Raw genomic sequence first — 21,444 nt, forward strand, 5'->3', positions numbered from 1 at the left:
GGCATGACGGCCGCATCCGACCTGCCCCAGCCTCTCGCCGACTGGTTCGCCGCGCGCGGCTGGGCGCCGCGGCGGCATCAGCTGGAGATGCTCGCGGCAGGCCGGGCCGGGCGGCATGCGCTGCTGGTGGCGCCGACCGGGGCCGGCAAGACGCTCGCCGGCTTCCTTCCTACGCTGGCCGAGCTGATCGAGAACCCGACCGAGGAGCTCCACACCCTCTACGTCTCGCCGCTCAAGGCGCTCGCGATCGACGTGCAGCGCAACCTGCTGACGCCGATCGACGAGATGGGCGTGCCGATCCGCGTCGAGACGCGCACCGGCGACACCCCGTCCGACCGCAAGGCGCGGCAACGCGTGCGGCCGCCGCAGATCCTGCTGACCACGCCCGAGTCGCTCAGCCTGCTCCTGTCCTATCCCGATGCGCCGCGGCTGTTCGCGCACCTCAGGACAGTGGTGATCGATGAGGTCCACGCCTTCGCCACCGGCAAGCGCGGCGACCTGCTCGCCTTGAGCCTCGCGCGGCTGCAGAGCTTCGCGCCGGCGCTGCGCCGGGTCGCCCTCTCGGCGACCGTCGCCGATCCGGACGGCTATCGCGCCTGGCTCGCGCCGTGGGGCGACATCGATGCGGTGACGCTCGTCCAGGGCGAGAAGGGCGCCGATCCCAACATCGCCATCCTGCTGCCCGAGGGAAAGGTGCCGTGGTCGGGCCATTCCGGCCGCTATGCCGCGCCGCAGGTGATGGCGGAGATCGAGACGCACAGGACCACCATCGTCTTCTGCAACACCCGCGGCCTCGCCGAACTGATTTTCCAGGATCTGTGGAAGGTGAACCGGCTGGGCCTACCGATCGGCGTCCACCACGGCAGCCTTGATCGCGAGGCGCGGCGCAAGGTCGAGCAGGCGATGGCGGACGGACGGCTGGGTGCGCTGGTCGCCACCGCCAGCCTCGACCTCGGCGTCGACTGGGGCGACGTCGACTGCGTGATCCAGATGGGCGCGCCCAAGGGCTCGTCGCGCCTGCTCCAGCGCATCGGCCGCGCCAACCACCGGCTCGACGAGCCGTCGGAGGCGGTGGTCGTCCCCGGCAACCGCTTCGAATATCTGGAGGCGCGCGCGGCGCTCGATGCGGTCGATGCGGGGGAGCTCGACGCCGATGTGTTCCGCCCGGGCGCGCTCGACGTGCTCGCGCAGCATATCATGGCGGTGGCCTGCGCCGCGCCGTTCGATGCTGCGCAACTGCTGCAGGAGATCCGCGCGGCGCTGCCTTATTCGGCGCTGGGCGAGGAGACATACGAGCGCGTCCTGAACTTCATCGCCGACGGCGGCTATGCGCTGCGCGCCTATGACCGGTTCAAGCGGCTGACCAGGGGACCGGACGGGCTGTGGCGGGTCTCCCATCCCCGCTTCGTCGCGCAGCATCGGCTCAACGCCGGCATCATCGTCGAGGCGACGATGATCGAGGTCCGCTTCCGCAACGGCCGCCGTCTCGGCCGCGTCGAGGAGGCGTTCGGGGCGTCGCTGTCGCCCGGCGACACCTTCTTCTTCGCCGGCCTGAGCCTGGAGGTGGAGCGCATCACCGGCGAGGAGCTGATCGTCCATGCGACGTCGCGGCCTGCCCGTATCCCGAGCTACATGGGCGCGCGGCTCGCCATCTCGACACGGCTGGCCGAGCGTGTCCGCACCTTCCTCCACGACGACCGCGAATGGGAGCGTTTCCCGGCCGACGTGCGCGAATGGCTGGAGGTGCAGCGCTATCGCTCGCGCCTCCCCGCGCCTGGGGAGCTGCTGGTCGAGACCTTCCCGCTCGAAGGGCGGCACCATATGGTCGCCTACAGCTTCGAGGGCTGGAACGCGCACCAGTCGCTCGGCATGCTGATCACCCGCCGGATGGAGGCGCAGGGGCTGAAGCCGATCGGCTTCGTCGCCAACGATTATGCGCTCGCCTGCTATGGCCTGGAGAGGATCACCGATCCTGCATCGCTGTTCTCGCCCGATATCCTCGAGCACGAGTTCGTCGACTGGGTCCAGGGCTCGGCGCTGCTCAAGCGCGCGTTCCGCGAGGTGGCGGTGATCGGCGGTCTCGTCGAGCGCCAGCATCCCGGCAAGCGCAAGACCGGCAAGCAGGTCACCTTCTCGACCGACCTCATCTACGACGTGCTGCGCAAGTACGAGCCGACGCACCTGTTGCTGCAGGCGGCGTGGGAGGATGCGCGGGCGCGCCTCACCGACGTCGGCCGCCTCGCCAGCCTGCTCGATCGCGCCGCGGGGACGATGGTGCACGTCGACCTCGACCGCGTGAGCCCGCTCGCGGTGCCCGTGCTGGTGCTGATCGGCCGCGAGAATGTCGCACAGACCGGCACCGTCGACGACGCACTGCTGGTCGAGGCCGAACAGCTTGCTGCACGGGCGATGCAGCTCGATTGAGCCCGATTGTAGCAATCGTAATAGAGGCGTAATATGCGCCCATGTCAGGGGTGCATTTCGCCTTGTGGCCCTTGGCCCTGCTGCTTGCGGGGGCGCCCGCTGACGTGCAGCAAGCCCCGCAGCAAAATCCTCCCGAGACCCAGCTGTCGCCGGCCGAGGAGCTCGCCGCCGCGATCGTCGCGCTCGGCGAGAATCAGAACCGCATGACCGTGCCGGTCCAGATCGCCGGCGCCGGACCCTATCGGTTCATCATCGACACCGGCTCCGAACGCACCGTGATCGCGCGCGAGCTGGCGCGCAACCTCGGGCTGCCGGCGGGGCGCACCGTCAATGTGGTGGCGATGAGCGGCACCAGCCGCGTCGGCACCGTCGTCATCCCCTCGATCAACGTCAGCACCGTGCCGGATATCGGCGCGATCCACGCGCCGGCGCTGAAGGCGGTCGATCTCGGCGCGCTCGGGCTGCTCGGCATCGACACGCTGCGCGATCATCGCATCGACATCGATTTCGAGGCCGGCCAGATGAGCGTAGCGCCGTCGGTCAAGCGCAAGAAGACGCCGCCGAAGCAGCCGGACGAGATCGTCGTCCGCGCCAAGAGCCTGTTCGGCCAGCTGATCGTGACCGAGGCCTCCTATGAAGGCCGCCGCATCCGCGTGATCCTCGACACCGGATCGCCGGTCAGCGTCGGCAACGGTGCGATGCTGCGCCTGGTGCGCCGGCACACGCGCGGCATCGAACCGACGACCCTGATCAGCGCCACCGGGGGGCTGGTCCCGGCCGAGTTCGCCTATGTCGAAAATGTGCGGGTGGGCGGGATCACCTTCTCCAATATGCCGGTCGCTTTCGCCGACGTGGCGCCGTTCAAGCGGTTCGAGCTCGACGACCGCCCGGCGCTGTTCCTGGGGATGAGCACCCTCAAATCCTTCCGCCGGGTGCAGATCGACTTCGCCAACCGCGAGGTGCGCTTCCTGATGCCGCGGGATGTCGATACCCGTCCGCGCACGGCCTTCACGGCGCTTTAGGTCGATGCTGCCGAACCCGCATCCGCACTGGATCGCCGCCATCCTTGCCGCGTCGATCTTCACGGCGTCCGGATCGGCGCAGGAGCCGACAGCGCCGTCCACCAGCGCACCGCAGACTACGGAGCTGACATTCGCGCTCGAACGCGGGCGGATGACGGTGCCCGTGGTCGTCGCGGGCCAGGGCCCGTTCGACTTTCTCATCGACACGGGCGCAGAGCGATCGGTGGTTTCGCATGAGCTCGCCGGCCGGCTCAACCTGAGGCCGGGAGATGCGATGCGCGTCTTCGACTTCGTCGGCCCGAGCGATGTCGCGACGGTCCATATTCCCGCGCTGGCGGTGAGCAACCTTGGCGGTCAGGCGATCGAAGCTCCGGCGCTCGCGATGACGAATCTGGGCGCGCTCGGCATGCTGGGGATCGACGCGCTGCAGGGCCACAGGCTCGCGATCGATTTCGCGAGGCGGCGAATGGAGGTCAGGCCGTCGACACGGCGGGTCAGGGGTGAGCTGATAGTTTCGACCCAGCAGCGAGTCGGCCAGCTGATCATCACCGCGGCCTCGTTCCAGGGCCAGCCGATCGCGGTCGTCATCGACACCGGCTCCTGGGTGAGCATCGGCAATAGCGCGATGCTGGCGCTGGCCAAGCAGCCGCCGCGGCGCCTGGGGCCGATCTCGGTCACGTCGGTGACCGGGCGCTCGTTCGACGCGGAGCTGATGGTGGTGAGCGATCTCAAGATCGGGGACGTGCGCTTCGACAATGTCGGCCTGTCCTTCGCCGACGTCGCGCCGTTCGAACGCTTCGGGTTGCGCGACAAGCCCGCGCTGATCCTGGGCATGAGTTCGTTGCGTCTCTTCCGCCGGATCGAGATGGACTTCGCGAATCGGGAAATCGGCTTCAGCCTACCGGTCCCGCCGATCGACTTCCACAATGTCTGCCGCTCGATTTCCAGCTGCAGAAGCTATCGCTGATCTTCCGCGGCCGCGGTTGCGGACGCCATCATGTCGCCCTACCACCCTCGGGATCGAAACGAGGGGCGTCGACATGCGGGCATTGGCAACGGCGATACTGGCTTCACTCGCGCTGGCGACGCTACCCGCCGCCGTCCAGTCGCGGCCGGACCAGCAGGCGTTCTTCGGCCTCTACAAGGAGCTGGTCGAGACCAACACCACGCTGTCCGCGGGAAGCTGTACCCAGGCGGCCGGACAGATCGCGGCGCGGCTCAAGGCGGCGGGCTATGCCGATCGGGACGTCACGCTCTTTTCCGTTCCCGAGCACCCCAAGGAGGGCGGCCTCGTCGCGGTGCTGCCGGGCAGCGACGCCAGGGCCAAGCCGATGCTGCTGCTCGGCCACATCGACGTGGTCGAGGCCAATCGCGCCGACTGGGAGCGCGATCCGTTCAAGCTCGTCGAGGAGAACGGCTATTACTATGGCCGCGGCACCGTCGACGACAAGGCGATGTCCGCGATCTGGGCGGACACGCTGATCCGTTTCAAGCAGGACGGCTTCAGGCCCAAGCGCACGATCAAGCTCGCGCTCACCTGCGGCGAGGAGACGACCTTCGCCTGGAACGGCGCCGAATGGCTCGCCAAGAACAAGCCCGATCTCATTGCCGCCGAATTCGCCTTCAACGAGGGCGGCGGCGGGCGGATCAGCGCCGAGGGCAAGCGCCAGCTGCTGGCGATCCAGGTCGGCGAGAAGGCGGCGCAGAACTATACCTTCACCGCCACCAATCCCGGCGGCCACAGCTCGCAGCCGGTGCCGGACAATGCGATCTACGAGCTGGCCGACGCGGTACTGCGCGTCCGGAATTATGAGTTCCCGATCCGCTTCAACGACACCACGCGCGCTTTCTTCACCAAGTCGCTGCCGACGCTGCCGGCGCCGGTCGCCGACGCGGTGAAGCGCCTGCTCGCCAATCCCGAGGACAAGGAGGCTGATGCCATCGTCAGCCGCGACAAGGCGATGCACTCGACGCTGCGCACCACCTGCGTCGCCACGCTGCTCAATGCGGGCCACGCCGAGAATGCGCTGCCCCAGCGCGCCACCGCCAACGTCAACTGCCGCATCATCCCCGGCGAGACGGTCGACGGCACGCTCGCCAAGCTGCAGGAGCTTGCGGGCAGTGAAGTGAAGGTCACCGCCAACCAGCCGGTGCGGCCGCTCGCGGTGCAGCCGCCGCTCGATCCGAAGATCGTCGGGCCGATCGAGAAGCTCGCGGCCAAGCACTTCCCCGGCGTGCCGCTGCTGCCGCTGATGTCGACGGGCGCGACCGACGGCGTGTTCATCGAGGCGGTCGGCATTCCGGTCTATGGCGTGCCCGGCATCTTCGTCGAGCCGAACGGCAGTGGCACGCACGGCCTCAACGAGCGGATCGGGGTCAAGGAGCTCTACGACGGCCGCGACTATCTCTATGCGCTGGCGAAGCTTTTCGCCAATTCGCCGAGCTAATCCGGGCTTGCCCCCGCAGGGTGGCGGGGGCATAGGCGGCGATCATGGTTCCCTTTCTGTTCGCCGGGCGCGAGCTGGCCGCGCTGCGCGAGGGCGCGCTGTTCTGGCCGGCGCGGCGCGCGTTGCTGGTCGCCGACCTGCATTTCGAGAAGGCGAGCTGGTACGCGGGCACCGGGCAGATGCTGCCGCCCTATGATTCGCTGGCGACGCTCGCCGACTTGGCGGTGCTGGTCGAGCGTACCCGGGCGGCCGAGGTCTGGTGCCTCGGCGACAGCTTCCACGACCGCGAGGGCTGTGAACGCCTGCCCGCCGCCGCGCAGGCAAAGCTCCGCGCGCTGACCGCCGCCACGCGCTGGACCTGGATCACGGGCAATCACGATCCCGTAGTCGCCGATCATTGCGGCGGCGAGGTCGTCGAAGAGGCCGAGGTGGACGGGCTGATCCTGCGCCACGAGGCCGATCCGGCCGAGGCGCGGCCGGAGCTGTCGGGACATTTCCATCCCAAGCTGCGCCTCACCCTGCGCGGGCGCCAGGTCTCGCGCCGTTGCTTTGTGGCGACCGGGACCAAGCTGATCCTGCCGGCGTTCGGCGCGCTCACCGGCGGCCTCGATGCGCATCATCCCGAGATCGTCCGGGCGGTGGGGACCGGTGCCGAGGCGCTGGTCCCGCTCGACGACCGGCTGCTGAGGTTCCGGCTGGCGGCTTAGAACGCCAATCCTCCCCCGCCAGGGGGAGGTGGCACGCGAAGCGTGACGGAGGGGGCGGAAGCACATCGATAGCGGGTCGCCGTCCTCCCCCTCCGTCAGCCTATGGCTGACACCTCCCCCTGGCGGGGGAGGATTGAAAAGGGGCAATTCCTAGCCGCCGACCACCTGCTCGATCACGCCGAAGATCGGGTGGTGCCTGTCGTCCTCCGCCCAGATCCGCACGGTGTCGCCGTGCTTCAGGAACGGCGTCTTGGGGGCGCCTTCGCGGATCGTCTCCACCGTCCGCACCTCGGCGATGCAGGAGTAGCCGACGCCTCCTTCCGCGATCGGCCGGCCGGGCCCGCCGTCGGCGTCGCGGTTGGAGACGGTGCCGGATCCGATGATCGTCCCCGCTCCCAGTGCCCGCGTCTTTGCGGCATGCGCGATCAGCGTGCCGAAGTCGAAGGTCATGTCCTCGCCCGCCTCCGCGCGGCCGAACGGCTGGCCGTTGACGTCGACCATCAGCCTGCGGTGGAGCTTGCCGTCCCGCCACCAGTCGCCGAGCGCGTCGGGCGTCGCGAACACGGGGGAGAAGGCGCTCGCCGGCTTCGACTGGAAGAAGCCGAAGCCCTTGGCCAGCTCGCCGGGGATCAGGTTGCGCAGCGACACGTCGTTGGTGAGCCCCACCAGCCGCACCGCCGCCAACGCCTCCTCGCGCGAGGCGCCGAGCGGCACGTCGCCGGTCACCACCACCACCTCGGCCTCGAGGTCGCAGCCCCAGCTCTCGTCGGCCAGCGGGATCGGGTCGCGCGGGCCCAGGAAACCGTCGGAGCCGCCCTGATACATCAGCGGATCGTGCCAGAAGCTTTCCGGCATCTCCGCCCCGCGCGCCTGCCGCACCAGCGCGACATGGTTCACATAGGCCGAGCCGTCCGCCCATTGATAGGCACGGGGCAGGGGCGCCGCCGCCTCGCGTTCGTGGAACCGCTCGCGCGGGATCGTCTCATGCTCCAGATCGGTGGCGAGGTTCCGGAGATCGGGCTCCACCCGATCCCAATCGTCGAGCGCCGCCTGCAGCGTCGGCGCGATTACGCTCGCGTCCGCGCACCAGGCGAGATCGTTCGACACCACCACCAGCCGTCCGTCACGGCCGCCCTTCAGGCTTGCGAGCTTCATCCGCCTCTCCTTGCTGCTCTGTCCATGGCGGCAGCGACCGGCGATGTCGAGCGTGCGCGGTTGACTCGCGGGGCTGGCGGGGCACAATCCCGCGGCCATGCCCGCGCGGACCTTTCTCAACCATCCCGGCGAGATGGCGGCACGAATCCGCGATGCGGACTGGTCGGGCCATCCGCTCGGCCGGCCGGAGAGCTGGCCGGATGCGCTGCGGGTCGCGGTCAACATCTGCCTGGGCTCGAGCTTCCCTACCGCCATCTACTGGGGCCCGGAGCTCCATCTCCTCTACAACGACGCCTGGGCGCCGATCCTCGCCGAGCGCCATCCCGCCGTCCTCGGCCGGCCGGCCACCGAGGTATGGCCGGACATCTGGGAGATCGTCGGCCCGCAATTCGCGGCCGTGTTCCGCGGCGAGGCCTGTTCCGCCTACGACCAGATGCTGCCGATCCGGCGGGGCGGTGCGGTGCGCGAGACCTTCTGGAACTACTCGCTCTCGCCGATCCGGGACGACGGCGGCGCGATCGTCGGCGTCTTCAACCAGGGCAACGAGACCACCGCCTATGTGCTCGCCGAGCGCGAGCGCAGGATCGAGATCGAGCGGATGCGCGAGCTGTTCCAGCAGACGCCCGGCGCGGTCGCGGTGCTGCACGGCCCCGATCATGTCTTCGAGCTCGGCAACGACGCCTATATGGAGCTGATCGGCCATCGCCCGATCCTGGGCATGACGGTCGCCGAGGCGCTGCCCGAGGTCGTCGAGCAGGGCTTCGTCGACCTGCTCGACAGCGTCTATGCGACCGGCAAGGCCTTCCGCGCCAGCGCGCAGCCGGTCCGGCTGATCCGCACGCCCGGCGCCGAGCCGGAGGAGCGCATCCTCGACTTCGTCTACCAGCCGATCCGCAACCGCGCCGGCGAGGTCACCGACATCTTCGTCCAGGCGACCGACGTCACCGACCGTGCGCGGGCCGAACAGGCGGCGCGCGCCAGCGAGGAGCGGCTCGAGCTGGCCCTCGAAGCGTCGATGGGGATCGGCATCTGGGACTGGGACATCGTCAACGGCCTGGCGCGGTCCGACACCCGCTTCGCCAGGCTCTACGGCCTGCCGGCGGAGCAGGCGGTCGAAGGCGTCCCGCTCGCTTCCTTCTTCGAGCGGGTCCATCCCGACGACGCGCCGCGGGTGCTCGCGGCGGTCGAGCATTCGATCGAGACCGGCGCGCCGTTCAACGAGGAATATCGGCTGCTCGGACCCGACGGCGCGATCGTCTGGATCGCGGCGCAGGGGCGGGCGGTCTATGATGCCGGCGGCCGGCCGGTGCGCTTCCCCGGCGTCAGCTTCGACGTCACCAAGCGGCGCGAGGCCGAGGAGCGCGCCCGCGCCGCCGCCGATGACCTCAGGATCGCGACCGAGGCGCAGGGCTTCCTGTTCCGCCTCGCCGAGCGCCTGCGCCGGCTCGATTCGCCCGCCGCGATCATGCGGCTGTCGGCGACCGCGCTCGGGCGGCGGCTCGTCGTCGACCGCGTCGGCTTCTATCGCGCGCTTGCCGGCGAGCAGGAGATCGAGTTCCTCGCCTGCTGGACCAGCGAGCGCCTGCCGCCACTCGGCGGGAGGATGGCGCTCGCGGACATCGGCAGCGCCGGGCTTGCCGCCTATCGCGTCGGCGAGACCCGCGTGGTCGCCGATTTCGGCACCGATCCCACCACCCGCGATGCCGCGATCGGCCGGCTGATGGCGGCGGCGATCACCGTGCCGCTCCGCCGCCATGGGCAATGGGCGGGCTGCGTGTTCGTCAATCAGGCGATTCCGCGCCGCTGGACCGCCGAGGAGATCGCGCTGGTCGAGGCGGTGGCGGAGATCGCCTGGGATGCCGCCGACCGCGCCAATGCCGCGGCGGCGCTGCGCGAGAGCGAGGAGAAGTTCCGCGCGATCGCCAACTCGATCGACCAGATGGTGTGGTCGTCGCTCGCGGACGGGCGGCACGATTTCTACAACGAGCGCTGGTACGCGTTCACCGGCGCGCTGGAGGGATCGACCGAGGGCTGGAACGACCTCGTCCACCAGGACGAGCGCGATCGGGCGCGTGCCGCGTGGCAGCACAGCCTGGCGAGCGGCGAGCCCTACCGCGTCGAATATCGGCTGCGCCATCGTCCCTCCGGTGGCTATCGCTGGGTGCTCGCCTCCGCCCAGCCGGTGCGCGACGAGCAGGGCCGGATCACGCGCTGGTTCGGCACCTGCACCGACATTCAGGAGATCGTCGAGGCGCGCGAGGTGCTGGCCCGATCGCGCGCTGATCTGGAGGCCGCGATCGCGGAGCGGAGCGAGCAGCTGATGGCCGCCGAGGAGCAGCTCCGCCAGGCGCAGAAGATGGAGGCGATCGGGCAGCTCACCGGCGGGATCGCGCATGATTTCAACAATATGCTCGCGGTGGTGATCGGCGCGCTCGATATGATGGAGCGCCGCTTCGCGCAGGGGCAGAGGGATGTCGGCCGCTATGTCGAGGCTGCGCGCGACGGCGCCTCCCGCGCGGCGGCCCTCACGCAGCGGCTGCTCGCCTTCTCGCGCCAGTCGCCGCTTGCGCCGCGCGTGATCGACATCAATGCGATGATCGCCGGAATGATCGATATGCTCGTCCGCACGATCGGCGACGACATCATCGTCGAGACGAGGCTTGCCGGCGACCTATGGCCCGCGACCGCCGATCCGAGCCAGCTCGAGAATGCGATCCTCAACCTCGCCGTCAACGCGCGCGATGCGATGCCGGGCGGCGGCCGCCTCACCATCGCGACGGCCAACCGCGCGCTGGACGCGGCTGCGGCAGGCGTGGCGCCCGGCGATTATGTCGAGATCGCCGTTGCCGATACCGGGACTGGCATGAGCGACGAGATCGCCGCCAAGGCGTTCGACCCCTTCTTCACGACCAAGTCGGTGGGGAAGGGGACCGGCCTCGGGCTCAGCCAGGTGTTCGGCTTTGCGCACCAGTCGGACGGTCACGTCGCGCTGGAGACCGCGCCCGGCGCGGGCACGACCGTCCGGCTGTTGCTGCCACGCGACAGCGGCCCGGCGACGTCGGCGGGACCGCTGCGCCGCGCCGGCGCCGAGCTGCCGCGCGGCGACGAGGTGGTGCTGGTGGTGGAGGACGACGAACGCGTCCGCGCCTATTCGGTCGAGGCGCTGAGCGATCTCGGCTACCGGGTGGTCGAGGCGCCCGACGGCGGCACCGCGCTCAGGCTGATCGAGGACGGACAGGCGGCCGATCTGCTGTTCACCGACGTGGTGATGCCGGAGATGACCGGCCGCGAGCTCGCCGAGGCGGCCCGCGCGCGGCTGCCGGCGCTGCGCGTGCTCTACACCAGCGGCTATACCCGCGACGCGGTCGAGCCGATCGGCGGCACCGTGCTCCGCAAGCCGTTCGACGTCACGACGCTGGCGCTCCACATCCGCGACGCGCTCGACGCCTGATCCCGTCCTGCCCGGTTGGGCATGGACCTCTCCGGCCGGCTGCTTTAGGGCCCCCGCGTAAGCTGGAAGGACCCGGAAATTGGCAAATGTCGCGGTGATCGGCGCCCAATGGGGCGACGAGGGCAAGGGAAAGATCGTCGATTGGCTCGCCGAGCGCGCCGACGTGGTGGTGCGCTTCCAGGGCGGGCATAACGCCGGCCATACGCTGGTGGTGGGCGGCAAGACCTATAAGCTCGCGCTGCTCCCCTCGGGCGTGGTGCGCGGCACGCTGAGCGTGATCGGCAACGGCGTGGTGTTCGACCCCTGGCACTTCCGCGACGAGGTGACCCGGATCGCCGAGCAGGGCGTGGCGATCACCCCCGACGTGCTCCACGTCGCCGAGACGGCGCCGTTGATCCTGCCGCTCCACCGCGACCTCGACGCGTTGCGCGAAGACGCCTCGGGCGCGGGCAAGATCGGCACCACCCGCCGCGGCATCGGCCCCGCCTATGAGGACAAGGTCGGCCGCCGCGCGATCCGCCTGTGCGATCTCGCCCATCTCGACGATCTCGAGCTGCAGCTCGACCGCCTGTGCGCGCATCACGACGCGCTGCTCGCCGGCTTCGGCAAGCCGCCGGTCGACCGCGCCGCGCTGATGGCGGAGCTCCGCGACATCGCCGATTTCGTGCTGCCCTATGCCAAGCCGGTGTGGGTGACGCTCAACGAGGCACAGGCGGCCGGCAAGCGCATCCTGTTCGAGGGCGCGCAGGGCGTGCTGCTCGACGTCGATCACGGCACCTATCCGTTCGTCACCTCGTCGAACACGGTTGCGGGCACTGCCTCGGCCGGCTCGGGGCTGGGGCCGAGCCGGGTCGGTTTCGTGCTGGGCATCGTCAAGGCCTATACGACCCGCGTCGGCTCGGGGCCGTTCCCGACCGAGCAGGACAATGAGATCGGCGACTATCTGGGCACGCGCGGCCGCGAGTTCGGGGTCAACACCGGGCGCAAGCGGCGCTGCGGCTGGTTCGACGCGGTGCTGGTGCGTCAGTCGGCGGCGGTCTCCGGCATCACCGGCATCGCGCTGACCAAGCTCGACATCCTCGACGGACTCGAGGAGATCCGGATCTGCACCGGCTACAAGCTCGGCGACAGGCATTTCGACTATCTGCCACCCCATCCGCAGGACCAGGCGGCGGTCGAGCCGATCTACGAGACGATGCAGGGGTGGAGCGAATCCACCGCGGGCGCGCGCAGCTGGGCGGAGCTGCCGGCGCAGGCGATCAAATATATCCGGCGGATCGAGGAGCTGATCCGCTGTCCGGTCGCGCTGGTCTCGACCAGCCCGGAGCGCGAGGACACGATCCTAGTCCGCGATCCGTTCGCGGACTAGGAACGGTATCCCGCTGATTACATCGACGCGTTCGGCGGCGTACCCGTATCCGGCGTCGTCGGCGTCGTCGTGTCCGGCGTCGTCGGAGTGGTCGAATTGTCCGGGGTCGTCGAGTTGTTGGCAGACCAGTTCTGCACACCCGAATCCGCCGGGGCCGACGCAACGTGAGCGATGGCGGCCGTCGAGCCGCAGAGAATCAGAAGGCTGGCAACAGTAGCTTTACGCATGACTTACTCCCTCATGGACGCCGTGATGGCGTACCCGAGGAATTAACGCACCATCGTCGCGTAAAGCACCAATTGTGGCAGAAATTCGTCCTGCAAAAGGTTCGGTTAACCGTGCATTGTGCTCTCGAAACGATTAGCTGATCCAAGCAGGTCGTTCATTTTCCATTCATTTTCAGCCGCATTGCGCGCGATTCAGCAGTTTCTGGTCGGCAAGGACCAGCGCCATCATTGCCTCGACTACGGGAACGCCGCGGATACCGACGCAGGGATCATGGCGTCCTTTGGTCGCGATAGTGGTCGCCTCGCCCTCGCGCGTGATCGTCTCGACCGGGGTCAGGATCGAGCTGGTCGGCTTGAACGCGACGCGCACCCGCACCGGCTGCCCGGTCGAGATGCCGCCCGCGATCCCGCCGGCATGGTTGGAGAGGAAGCGCGGGCCCTCGTTGCCGGGCTGCATCGCATCGGCATTCTCCTCCCCGGAGAGCGCCGCCGCGGCGAAGCCGTCGCCGATCTCGACGCCCTTGACCGCGTTGATCCCCATGCAGGCATGGGCGAGCTCGGCATCGAGCTTGGCATAGAGCGGCGCGCCCCAGCCGGGCGGCACGCCGATGGCTTCGCAGGCGACCACGGCACCGAGCGACGAGCCTGCCTTGCGCGCGGCGTCGATCTTCGCCTCCCACCGCGCCGCCGCGGCGACGTCGGGGCAGAAGAAGGGATTGCGGTCGATCTCCTCCGGATCGAAGCTGGCCGGATCGATCGCGTCGCCGCCGATCGACTCCACCCAGCCGCGGATCGTCACTTCCGGGATCACGAGTCGCGCGACCGCGCCTGCCGCGACCCGCATCGCCGTCTCGCGCGCGGACGAGCGGCCCCCGCCGCGCGGATCTCGGAAGCCGTATTTGGCGTCATAGGCGTAGTCGGCATGGCCCGGCCGATAGGCGCGCGCGACATCCGAATAGTCCTTGGAACGCTGATCGACGTTCTCGATGAGGAGGCTGATCGGCGTGCCGGTCGTCCGCCCCTCGAACACGCCGGAGAGGATGCGCACCTCGTCGGGCTCGCGCCGCTGCGTGGTGAAGCGGGACTGCCCCGGCCGCCGCTTGTCGAGCCAGGGCTGGATGTCCCCCTCCGACAGCGCGATCCCCGGCGGGCATCCGTCCACCACCGCGCCGATCGCCGGTCCGTGGCTTTCTCCCCAGGTCGTGAACCGGAAGACATGGCCGAAGCTGTTGTAGCTCACGCCGCTTCCCCCAATGCCGCGAACGCCGGCGCATGGACCGCCGCGCCGCGCACGCCGCACGGCATCGCCCCCTGCTGCAGCGGCAAGGCCATGAAATACTCCCCGGCATAAGGGGAGTCGAACCCCAGGGCCCAATCGGCGGCAAAGCCGAACCGCTGGTAGTAGGCGGGTTCGCCGAGCACGAAGCACAGGATCATGCCGGCATCGGCGAGATGGGCGAGCCCCGCCTGGATCAGCGCCTCCGCCACGCCCTGACGGCGATAGCGTTCGGCGACCGCGACCGGCGCCAGCGCGACCGCGGCGATCGGCCGGCCGGCAATGTCGACCGTCATCCGGCTGAAGGCGATGACGCCTGCCAGCTGCCCGGTGTCCTCGTCATCGGCGATCAGGGTCAGCACCATGTCGCCATCGACGCAGAGCTGCTGCACCAGGCGCGCCTCGTCCGGAGCGGGAAACGACGCGCGCAGCAGCGCGTCGATCGCCGCCACGTCGCCTCCGGTCGCGCTGCGGATCGCGAAGGTCATGCGCGCGCCGTCAGGCCAGCGCGATGTCGGGCGCGTCCTCGGCCTTCATGCCGATGACGTTATAGCCGGCGTCGACGTGATGGATCTCGCCGGTGACGCCCGACGACAGGTCGCTCAGGAAATAGAGGCCGGCGCCGCCGACGTCCTCGATCGTCACGTTGCGGCGGAGCGGCGAGTTGAGCTCGTTCCACTTGAGAATGTAGCGGAAGTCGCCGATCCCGCTCGCCGCCAGCGTCTTGATCGGGCCGGCCGAGATCGCGTTGACGCGGATGTTCTCCGGCCCCAGGTCGACCGCGAGATATTTGACCGAGGTGTCGAGCGCCGACTTGGCGACGCCCATGACGTTGTAATGCGGCACTACCTTCTCGGAGCCGTAATAGGTCAGCGTCAGCAGCGACCCGCCGTTCGGCATCAGCGGCCGCGCGCGCTGCGCCACCGCGGTGAACGAATAGACGCTGATGTTCATCGTCATCAGGAAATTGTCGAGGCTGGTGTCGTAATAGCGGCCTCTGAGCTCGTTCTTGTCGGAAAAGCCGATCGCATGGACGAGGAAGTCGATCGTCGGCCAACGCTCCTTGAGCTGGTCAAAGGTGCGGTCGAGCGCCGCCATGTCGGAGACGTCGCAGTCGATCAGGAAATCCTGCCCGAGCTGCTCGGCGAGCGGGCGCACGCGCCGCTCGAGCGACTCGCCCTGGTAACTGAACGCCATCTCGGCGCCATGGTCCGCGAGCCGACGCGCGATTCCCCAGGCCAGCGACCGATCATTGGCGAGCCCCATGATCAGCCCGCGCTTGCCCTGCATCAATCCGGTCACGCCGTCTGAGCCTCCCTGTGGTTGGTTTGGGCGGCTTCTAGACCGTTCAGGTCCGGCTCCGCCAGTGCCGCGTTGAGATGGGCGCCGAAGACGAGGCCCAGGCCCACCAGATAGAAGAACAGCAGCGCCACGATCACCCCGGCAAGGCTGCCATAGGTGAGGTCGTAGTTGGTGAAGCGCGCGATCGCGCCGGGCAGCAGCGCGGTGATCCCCACCCACCAGGCAGTGGTGAACAGCGCCCCCGGCCATTTGCGGCAGGCCGACTTGCGATACTTGCCCGGCGTCACCGACAGGAACAGCATGTAGAGCGCGCCGAACATCACCACGCCGGGAATCGCGCGCGAGATGCCGATCCAGCGGGCCACGTCCTCGGCATGGGGCAGCAGCCGATAGACGAACTGCTCGACGCCGAGCAGCACGCCCTGCACCACCAGCGACAGCAGCGCCAGGATCACCGCGGCGATGATCACCAGCGCCGATCCCAGCCGATAGCGCCAGAAGGCACGCGTCGCGCGCACGCCATAGGCGCGGCGGAAGATGTCGCGCAGCGTCTCGACGAAGCTGCCCACCGTCCACAGGCCGACGAGCGCGCCGAACCACAGCACCCCCCCCTGCCGCGCCGCCAGCACGTCGCGGATCGGCTTGCGCAGGATATCGCTCACCTCGGGCGGCAGCACGTGGAGGAAGGAGGCGACCGCACGCTGCGTCTCCGGGCCCTGCCCCAGCAGCGAGGCGATCGCGGCGGCGACGATGAAGAAGGGAAAGACGGTCAGCAGTGCGAGATAGGCGAGGTTGCCGGCGTGGATGAAGCCGTCGTTGTAGACGCCGATCGCCGCGCGCTTGACGATCTCCCAGGCCGAGACGAGCGGGTGGTGCCGATCGAGCCGCCGCTCCTTCTCGGGATGCTCCGCGCGCTCCTCGGGGGAAAGGGGCGAGACCTCGGCCACGCCCCGTCAGACGCCCATCCGGCCCCTGGGGTTCCCGCGGTCCTTGCCCGGCCAGCCCTGGACGAACTCGACCAGCGCGTCGTCATCGACCGGCAGGTCGACCATCAGCGTCACGAGCTGGTCGCCGCGCCCGCCGCCTTTCCGGTGGAAGCCGCGGCCCTTGAGGCGCAGCACCTTGCCCGAGGTCGAGCCCTTGGGGACCGACAGCATCACCGCGCCGTCGACGGTGGGCACGCGCACCTGGGCGCCCAATACCGCTTCGGCCAGGCTGACCGGCAGGTCGAGCCGCACGTCGTCGCCGTCGCGGGTGAAGAAGCGGTGCGGCTGCACCTCGACGGTGACGATCGCGTCGCCGAAGCCCCCCGGGCCTTCCTCGCCCTTGCCGGCGAGGCGCATCTGCGTGCCGGTTTCGACGCCAGCCGGCAGCTTGATGTCGATGGTCTTGCCGTCGCGCAGCGTCACCCGCTGCGGGGCGAGCGTCGCCGCATCCTCGAAGCGGACGGCGAGGCGATAGGGGACGTTCGCACCCTTGGCCGCGCCCCGGCGCCCGAATCCGCCGAACCCGCCGGTGAAGCCGCCGCCGCCGCGCGCGGCGCCGCCGCCGAACAGCCCCTCGAAGATGTCGGTGAAGTCGCTCCCGCCGTCGTTGAACTCGAAGCCGGCGGTGCCCGGCCGCGCCCCGGCGCCCGCACGGCCGCCGCCAAAGCCGAACGGCATCGTCGGATTGCCGTCGCCGTCGATCTCGCCGCGGTCGAAACGCGCGCGCTTGTCCTTGTCCGTCAGCAGGTCATAGGCCGATGTCACCTGAGCGAAACGCTCGGCGGCCTTGGGATTGTCCTTGTTGCGGTCGGGATGCAGCTCCTTGGCGAGCTTGCGGTACGCCTTCTTGATCTCGTCTTCGGACGCGCCGCGGGCGACTCCAAGGGTTGCGTAGGGATCTGCCATATCCCCGCCTATTTGGGTGAAGCGGCGGCAGAGCGCAATTCGTTCATGTGCCGGAGCGGTTCGGGAAGCCTCGCAGCCTCGCCCTTCCAATCCTCCCCCGCCAGGGGGAGGTGTCAGCCGCAGGCTGACGGAGGGGGAGGCCGGCGACCCATTATCGGCTCGCTTCCTCCCCCTCCGTCACGCTTCGCGTGCCACCTCCCCCTGGCGGGGGAGGATTTGAATGCCGACCCACCCTAAAGATCAGGCAGCACCTGGGCAGATTCGCCCCAATGCTCCAGCGCATGGCTGTTGGCGCGCTCGATCAGCCGGTCGACGTCGCGCACCGTGAAGGTCGCCGGGCTGTCGATGTCCCTGAGCTCGGTCCAGCTCACCGGCGCCGCCACGGGCGCTCCCGATCGCGCCCGCACGACATAGGGCAGCACCGCGGTCGCGCCGCGCTGGTTGCGCAGGTAATCGAGGAAGATGCGGCCCTTGCGCTTGGCCTTGGCCATATTGGCGGTAAAGCGCTCGGGTTCCGCCTCGCCGAGCGCGCGGGCGAAACGCTCGGCGAAGCTCTTGACCGCCGGCCAATCCGCCTGCGGCCGGAGCGGCACGACGACATGCACGCCCTTGCCGCCCGACAGCATCGGATAGCTGGTGAGCCCGATGTCGGCGAGCTGCTGCTTCAGGTCCTCGGCCGCCTTCTTGACCGCGGCGAAGCCGAGCCCCTCGTCGGGATCGAGATCGAACACCATGCGGTCGGGTTTCTCGATGTCGGCGACCAGGCTGCCCCAGCCGTGGAACTCGATCGTCCCCATCTGGACGCAGGTCAGCAGCCCCTCGAGGTCGGAGACGTAGAGATAGGGTTCGACCGATCCGTCCTTCTCGCGCACGTCGACGTGATGGACGTGCTCGCCGAAGCTGCCGGCGTCGTGCTTCTGGAAGAAGCATTTCTTGGCACGACCCTGCGGGCATCGCACCAGGCTGATCGGCCGGTCGGCGAGCCAGGGCAGCATGATCGGCGCGACCGCGGCGTAATAGTCGGCGAGGCCGCCCTTGGTGAGCTTGCTGCCGGGATCGATCACCCTGCCGGGATTGCTGATCCGTATCGGTAGATCGGGCGTCTTCGGCACCGGCGCCGGCTTTTCCGCAACCACGTCCCTCGCCTTCTTGTCCTCGCGCAGGGCGATGAAGCTCGCGTGCCGTACGACATCCTCGGCGGTGAACTCGCCGAACGCGATCTCGGCGACCAGCTCCGGCTTCACCCAGTGCGCCCCCCGCGTCGCGGCGCGCGGGGCCTTCACCGTCGGCGTGTCGGCGGCAAGCTTGTCGAGCCGTTCGCGCAGGTCGATCATCGTCTCGCCGTCGAAGCCGGTGCCAACCTTGCCGGCATAGGTGAGCCCCTCCGGCCCGTTCACCGCGAGCAGCAGCGCGCGGAAGCCGCGCCTCGCCTTGTCGCTCGGCGTCCAGCCGACGATCACGAACTCCTGCCGGCGGATGCACTTGGTCTTGAGCCACGCCTTGGTGCGCTCGCCGCGATAGGGCGCGTCGGCGCGCTTGGAGACGACGCCCTCGTATCCCTCCTTGCACATCGCCTCGAGCAGCTGCTCGCCCGAGCCGACGACATGCTCGGAGAAGCGCAGCGGCTCGCCCGCCTTGTCGAGCAGCGGGCGCAGCCGCTCCTTGCGCTGGACCTGCGGCAGGCGCGTCAGGTCTTCGCCGTCGAGCTCGAGCAGGTCGAAGGCGAAGAAGGTCAGGTCCTGCCGCCCCTCCGACAGCGCCTCCTGCAAGGTCGAGAAGTCGGGCTTGCCGTCCTTGAACGCTACGGCCTCGCCGTCGATCAGCGCGGTCGCGACCGGCAGCTTCGCCGCGGCGCGGGCGATCTCCGCGAACTTGTCGGTCCAGTCGAGGCCGGTGCGGGTATAGACCTTGGCCTTGCCGCCACCGACCGCGATCAGCGCGCGGTAGCCGTCGAGCTTCATCTCGTGCAGCCAGCCGTTGCCGGCGGGCACGGCGTCGACCAGCGTGGCGAGCTGGACGGGGCGGAATTTGGGTGCTCCTCCCCGCCGCGAAGCGGTGGTGGAGGGGGCAGGCCGCGAGCGAGTCGATTGCCGAGAGTCCCCTCCACCAGCCTTGCGGCTGGTCCCCCTCCCCGTGCCGGGGAGGACCTTTGCCTTCTTGCCCTCCGCGATCTCCTGCATCGTCCGCCCGGTCTTCACGCTGGTCAGCCCGGTCTCGACCAGCGCGTCGGTGCCGCCTGCCTCGGCGTCGTCGAGCTTGCGCAGCAGCCAGTTCTCGGTCCGCTCCCTGGCGCGCGGCTTCAGGCGGATCAGCAGCCACTCGCCCTTCATCCGCTCGCCGTCGAGGCGGAAGTGGAGGTGGCCCTTTTCCAGGTCCTTGGCCGACTTCCCCTCGACCGGCGCCCAGGTGCCGTCGTCCCACAGCATCACCGTGCCGCCGCCATATTCGCCCTTGGGGATCGTCCCCTCGAAATCGGCATAGGACAGCGGATGATCCTCGGTACGCACCGCCAGCCGCTTCTCCGCAGGGTCGAGGCTGGGGCCGCGTGTCACCGCCCAGCTCTTGAGCACCCCGTCGAGCTCCAGCCGGAAGTCCCAGTGCAGCCGCGTCGCATCGTGCTTCTGGACGATGAAGCGGTGGCCCTTGCCCTCGGCGATCCGGCCGGCAGGCTCCGCCGTCTTCGCGAAGTCGCGCTTGGCGTTGTATTTGGCGAGCGGGTCAGCTTTCGGCATCGGGACTGGCTCCTCCGGGCTTGCGCTCGACGAACCGCGCCAGCGTCAGCAGGGCGAAGGCGAGCAGGGTGCCGATCAGCGCCACCGGATAGAGGCCGGCACCGAACGCGATGCCGATCGCGGCGACGAGCACCAGATGCACCGCGCTGGTGAGATTGCGGATGCCGCCCTGCCCCATCACCACGACCGCCGCTGCGACGATCCCGATCGCGCCCAGCGTGCCCTCGATCGTCCGGATGGGATCGACGCGCGTCTGCTGCCCGCCGAGCTGCTGGAACATCGCGATCGACGAGACCGTGACCAGCGATCCCAGCGCGCAGACGATGGCATGAGTCCGCAGGCCTGCCGGGCGGCCGCGGACCTCGCGGTCGATGCCGAGCAGCAATCCCACCAGCGCGGCGCCGACCAGCCGTATGACAAGGTCCCAGCTGATCGCGGACAGCGGGGTCGGCGGATTGAGGTCCATCGTGTCAGGCGCGCTTGCGGGCCGGCGCCTTCCGGGCGGCGGGCTTGCGGGCAGCCGTCTTGCGCGCCGGGGCCTTCTTCTCCCCCTGGCTCGCCGGCGGGCCCGGCCGCTCGAGGCTCTTCTTCAGCGCCGCCATCAGGTCGACGACATTGTGGCCGGTCGGGCGGCCTTCGTCCTTCTCCTCGATGATCTTGCGGCCCTTCGACTTCACCTTGCGCTCGATGAGGTGCTTCAGCGCATCGACGTAGCGGTCGTGGAACTCCTTGGGATCGAACTTCGCCGTCTTCTTCTCGATGAGCGTGGTGGCGAGGTCGAGCAGGTCCTCGTCCGGCTCCGCGTCCGGGATATCGCGGAAATAGCCCTGCGCCTTGTTGACCTCGTCGGCGTAGCGCAGCGTCTCCAGCACCATGCCGCGACCGCAGGGCTTCAGGCTCACCACATATTCGCGGCCGCGCATGGCGAGCTGGCCGAGCCCGACCTTGCGCGCGCGGCGCAACGCCTCGCGCAGCACGATGAACGCCTCCTCGGCGAGGTCGTCGGCGGGCACCACGAAATAGGGCCGCTCGTAATAGAGCACGTCGATCTCGTCGGCGTCGACGAACTGGGTGAGCTCCAGCGTCTTCTTCGATTCGAGTTTGACTGCATCGATCTCGTCCTGGTCGAGCAGGACATATTCGCCCTTCTCCAGCTCATAGCCCTTCATGATCTCGTCTGGATCGACCGGGCCGATGCCGGGCACGACCTTCTCGTACTTGATCCGCTTGCCCGACGGCTCGTGGACCTGATGGAAGCTGATCTGCGCTCCCGACTTGGTCGCGGTGTAAATCTCGACCGGAATCGAGACGAGCGCGAGCCTGATCTGTCCCTGCCAATAGGCGCGTGCCGCCACCGGACCTCACTCCTTCGTTGCGAGACCGATTCAAAGCATGGGCGCGGGAGTCGTTCCGGCATGTGCGGAACTGATCGTTGGCGTG

Annotated in this window: 17 protein-coding genes; 7 read left to right on the forward strand and 10 right to left on the reverse strand. The window is 69.1% G+C overall.

The window, feature by feature from the left end; translation table 11 throughout:
- The first annotated feature begins 3 nt into the window (after positions 1–3).
- The 5 genes from AC2YHA_RS17345 to pdeM all read left to right on the forward strand — a co-directional run bounded on the left by AC2YHA_RS17345 (position 4) and on the right by pdeM (position 6,600).
- Complete coding sequence (locus tag AC2YHA_RS17345; RefSeq protein ID WP_487402619.1) at positions 4–2,424, forward strand: ligase-associated DNA damage response DEXH box helicase; 2,421 nt, start codon at positions 4–6, stop codon at positions 2,422–2,424.
- A 104-nt stretch (positions 2,425–2,528) separates the two neighbouring features.
- The gene (locus AC2YHA_RS17350; protein WP_487402620.1) at positions 2,529–3,446 is read left to right on the forward strand and encodes a retroviral-like aspartic protease family protein; all 918 of its coding nucleotides are present in this window, start codon (positions 2,529–2,531) and stop codon (positions 3,444–3,446) included.
- Between the two features lie 4 nt (positions 3,447–3,450).
- Positions 3,451–4,413 (forward strand): aspartyl protease family protein, encoded by a 963-nt coding sequence (locus AC2YHA_RS17355; protein WP_487402621.1) that lies wholly within the window; start codon positions 3,451–3,453, stop codon positions 4,411–4,413.
- A 73-nt stretch (positions 4,414–4,486) separates the two neighbouring features.
- Positions 4,487–5,893 carry a M20/M25/M40 family metallo-hydrolase gene (locus tag AC2YHA_RS17360; RefSeq protein WP_487402622.1) on the forward strand — a complete coding sequence of 469 codons (1,407 nt, stop codon included), beginning with the start codon at positions 4,487–4,489 and terminating at the stop codon, positions 5,891–5,893.
- A gap of 44 nt (positions 5,894–5,937) precedes the next feature.
- The gene (gene pdeM, locus AC2YHA_RS17365; RefSeq protein ID WP_487402623.1) at positions 5,938–6,600 is read left to right on the forward strand and encodes a ligase-associated DNA damage response endonuclease PdeM; all 663 of its coding nucleotides are present in this window, start codon (positions 5,938–5,940) and stop codon (positions 6,598–6,600) included.
- Positions 6,601–6,750: 150 nt separating this feature from the next.
- On the opposite strand, the gene AC2YHA_RS17370 is transcribed toward pdeM, so the two are convergent.
- Positions 6,751–7,755, reverse strand: coding sequence for a fumarylacetoacetate hydrolase family protein (locus tag AC2YHA_RS17370; protein WP_233784931.1), 1,005 nt, complete (start codon positions 7,753–7,755; stop codon positions 6,751–6,753).
- Between the two features lie 97 nt (positions 7,756–7,852).
- On the opposite strand from AC2YHA_RS17370, the gene AC2YHA_RS17375 reads away from it, so the two are divergent.
- Together AC2YHA_RS17375 and AC2YHA_RS17380 are read left to right on the forward strand one after the other, a co-directional pair.
- Positions 7,853–11,206 (forward strand): PAS domain-containing protein, encoded by a 3,354-nt coding sequence (locus tag AC2YHA_RS17375; protein WP_487402624.1) that lies wholly within the window; start codon positions 7,853–7,855, stop codon positions 11,204–11,206.
- A gap of 79 nt (positions 11,207–11,285) precedes the next feature.
- Complete coding sequence (locus AC2YHA_RS17380) at positions 11,286–12,575, forward strand: adenylosuccinate synthase (RefSeq protein WP_487402625.1); 1,290 nt, start codon at positions 11,286–11,288, stop codon at positions 12,573–12,575.
- A 17-nt stretch (positions 12,576–12,592) separates the two neighbouring features.
- On the opposite strand, the gene AC2YHA_RS17385 is transcribed toward AC2YHA_RS17380, so the two are convergent.
- The 9 genes from AC2YHA_RS17385 to ku all read right to left on the reverse strand — a co-directional run bounded on the left by AC2YHA_RS17385 (position 12,593) and on the right by ku (position 21,359).
- Complete coding sequence (locus tag AC2YHA_RS17385; RefSeq protein WP_487402626.1) at positions 12,593–12,802, reverse strand: hypothetical protein; 210 nt, start codon at positions 12,800–12,802, stop codon at positions 12,593–12,595.
- A gap of 172 nt (positions 12,803–12,974) precedes the next feature.
- Positions 12,975–14,042, reverse strand: a complete 1,068-nt coding sequence (gene aroC, locus AC2YHA_RS17390) for a chorismate synthase (protein ID WP_487402627.1) — start codon at positions 14,040–14,042, stop codon at positions 12,975–12,977.
- On the reverse strand, positions 14,039–14,566 hold the full coding sequence (locus tag AC2YHA_RS17395; RefSeq protein WP_487402628.1) for a GNAT family N-acetyltransferase: 528 nt from the start codon (positions 14,564–14,566) through the stop codon (positions 14,039–14,041). The genes aroC and AC2YHA_RS17395 overlap by 4 nt, the downstream gene beginning before the upstream one ends.
- A gap of 10 nt (positions 14,567–14,576) precedes the next feature.
- On the reverse strand, positions 14,577–15,380 hold the full coding sequence (gene fabI / locus AC2YHA_RS17400) for an enoyl-ACP reductase FabI (RefSeq protein ID WP_487402629.1): 804 nt from the start codon (positions 15,378–15,380) through the stop codon (positions 14,577–14,579).
- Positions 15,377–16,327 carry a YihY/virulence factor BrkB family protein gene (locus AC2YHA_RS17405; RefSeq protein ID WP_487402630.1) on the reverse strand — a complete coding sequence of 317 codons (951 nt, stop codon included), beginning with the start codon at positions 16,325–16,327 and terminating at the stop codon, positions 15,377–15,379. The genes fabI and AC2YHA_RS17405 overlap by 4 nt, the downstream gene beginning before the upstream one ends.
- A 6-nt stretch (positions 16,328–16,333) precedes the next feature.
- Positions 16,334–17,272, reverse strand: coding sequence for a DnaJ C-terminal domain-containing protein (locus AC2YHA_RS17410; RefSeq protein ID WP_487402631.1), 939 nt, complete (start codon positions 17,270–17,272; stop codon positions 16,334–16,336).
- 233 nt (positions 17,273–17,505) lie between these two features.
- Positions 17,506–20,004, reverse strand: a complete 2,499-nt coding sequence (gene ligD / locus AC2YHA_RS17415) for a DNA ligase D (RefSeq protein WP_487402632.1) — start codon at positions 20,002–20,004, stop codon at positions 17,506–17,508.
- The gene (locus tag AC2YHA_RS17420) at positions 19,991–20,470 is read right to left on the reverse strand and encodes an MgtC/SapB family protein (protein WP_487402633.1); all 480 of its coding nucleotides are present in this window, start codon (positions 20,468–20,470) and stop codon (positions 19,991–19,993) included. The genes ligD and AC2YHA_RS17420 overlap by 14 nt, the downstream gene beginning before the upstream one ends.
- 4 nt (positions 20,471–20,474) lie before the next feature.
- Positions 20,475–21,359, reverse strand: a complete 885-nt coding sequence (gene ku / locus AC2YHA_RS17425; protein ID WP_487402634.1) for a non-homologous end joining protein Ku — start codon at positions 21,357–21,359, stop codon at positions 20,475–20,477.
- Positions 21,360–21,444 lie beyond the last annotated feature (85 nt).

Source organism: Sphingomonas sp. SRI_018 (assembly GCF_057586275.1).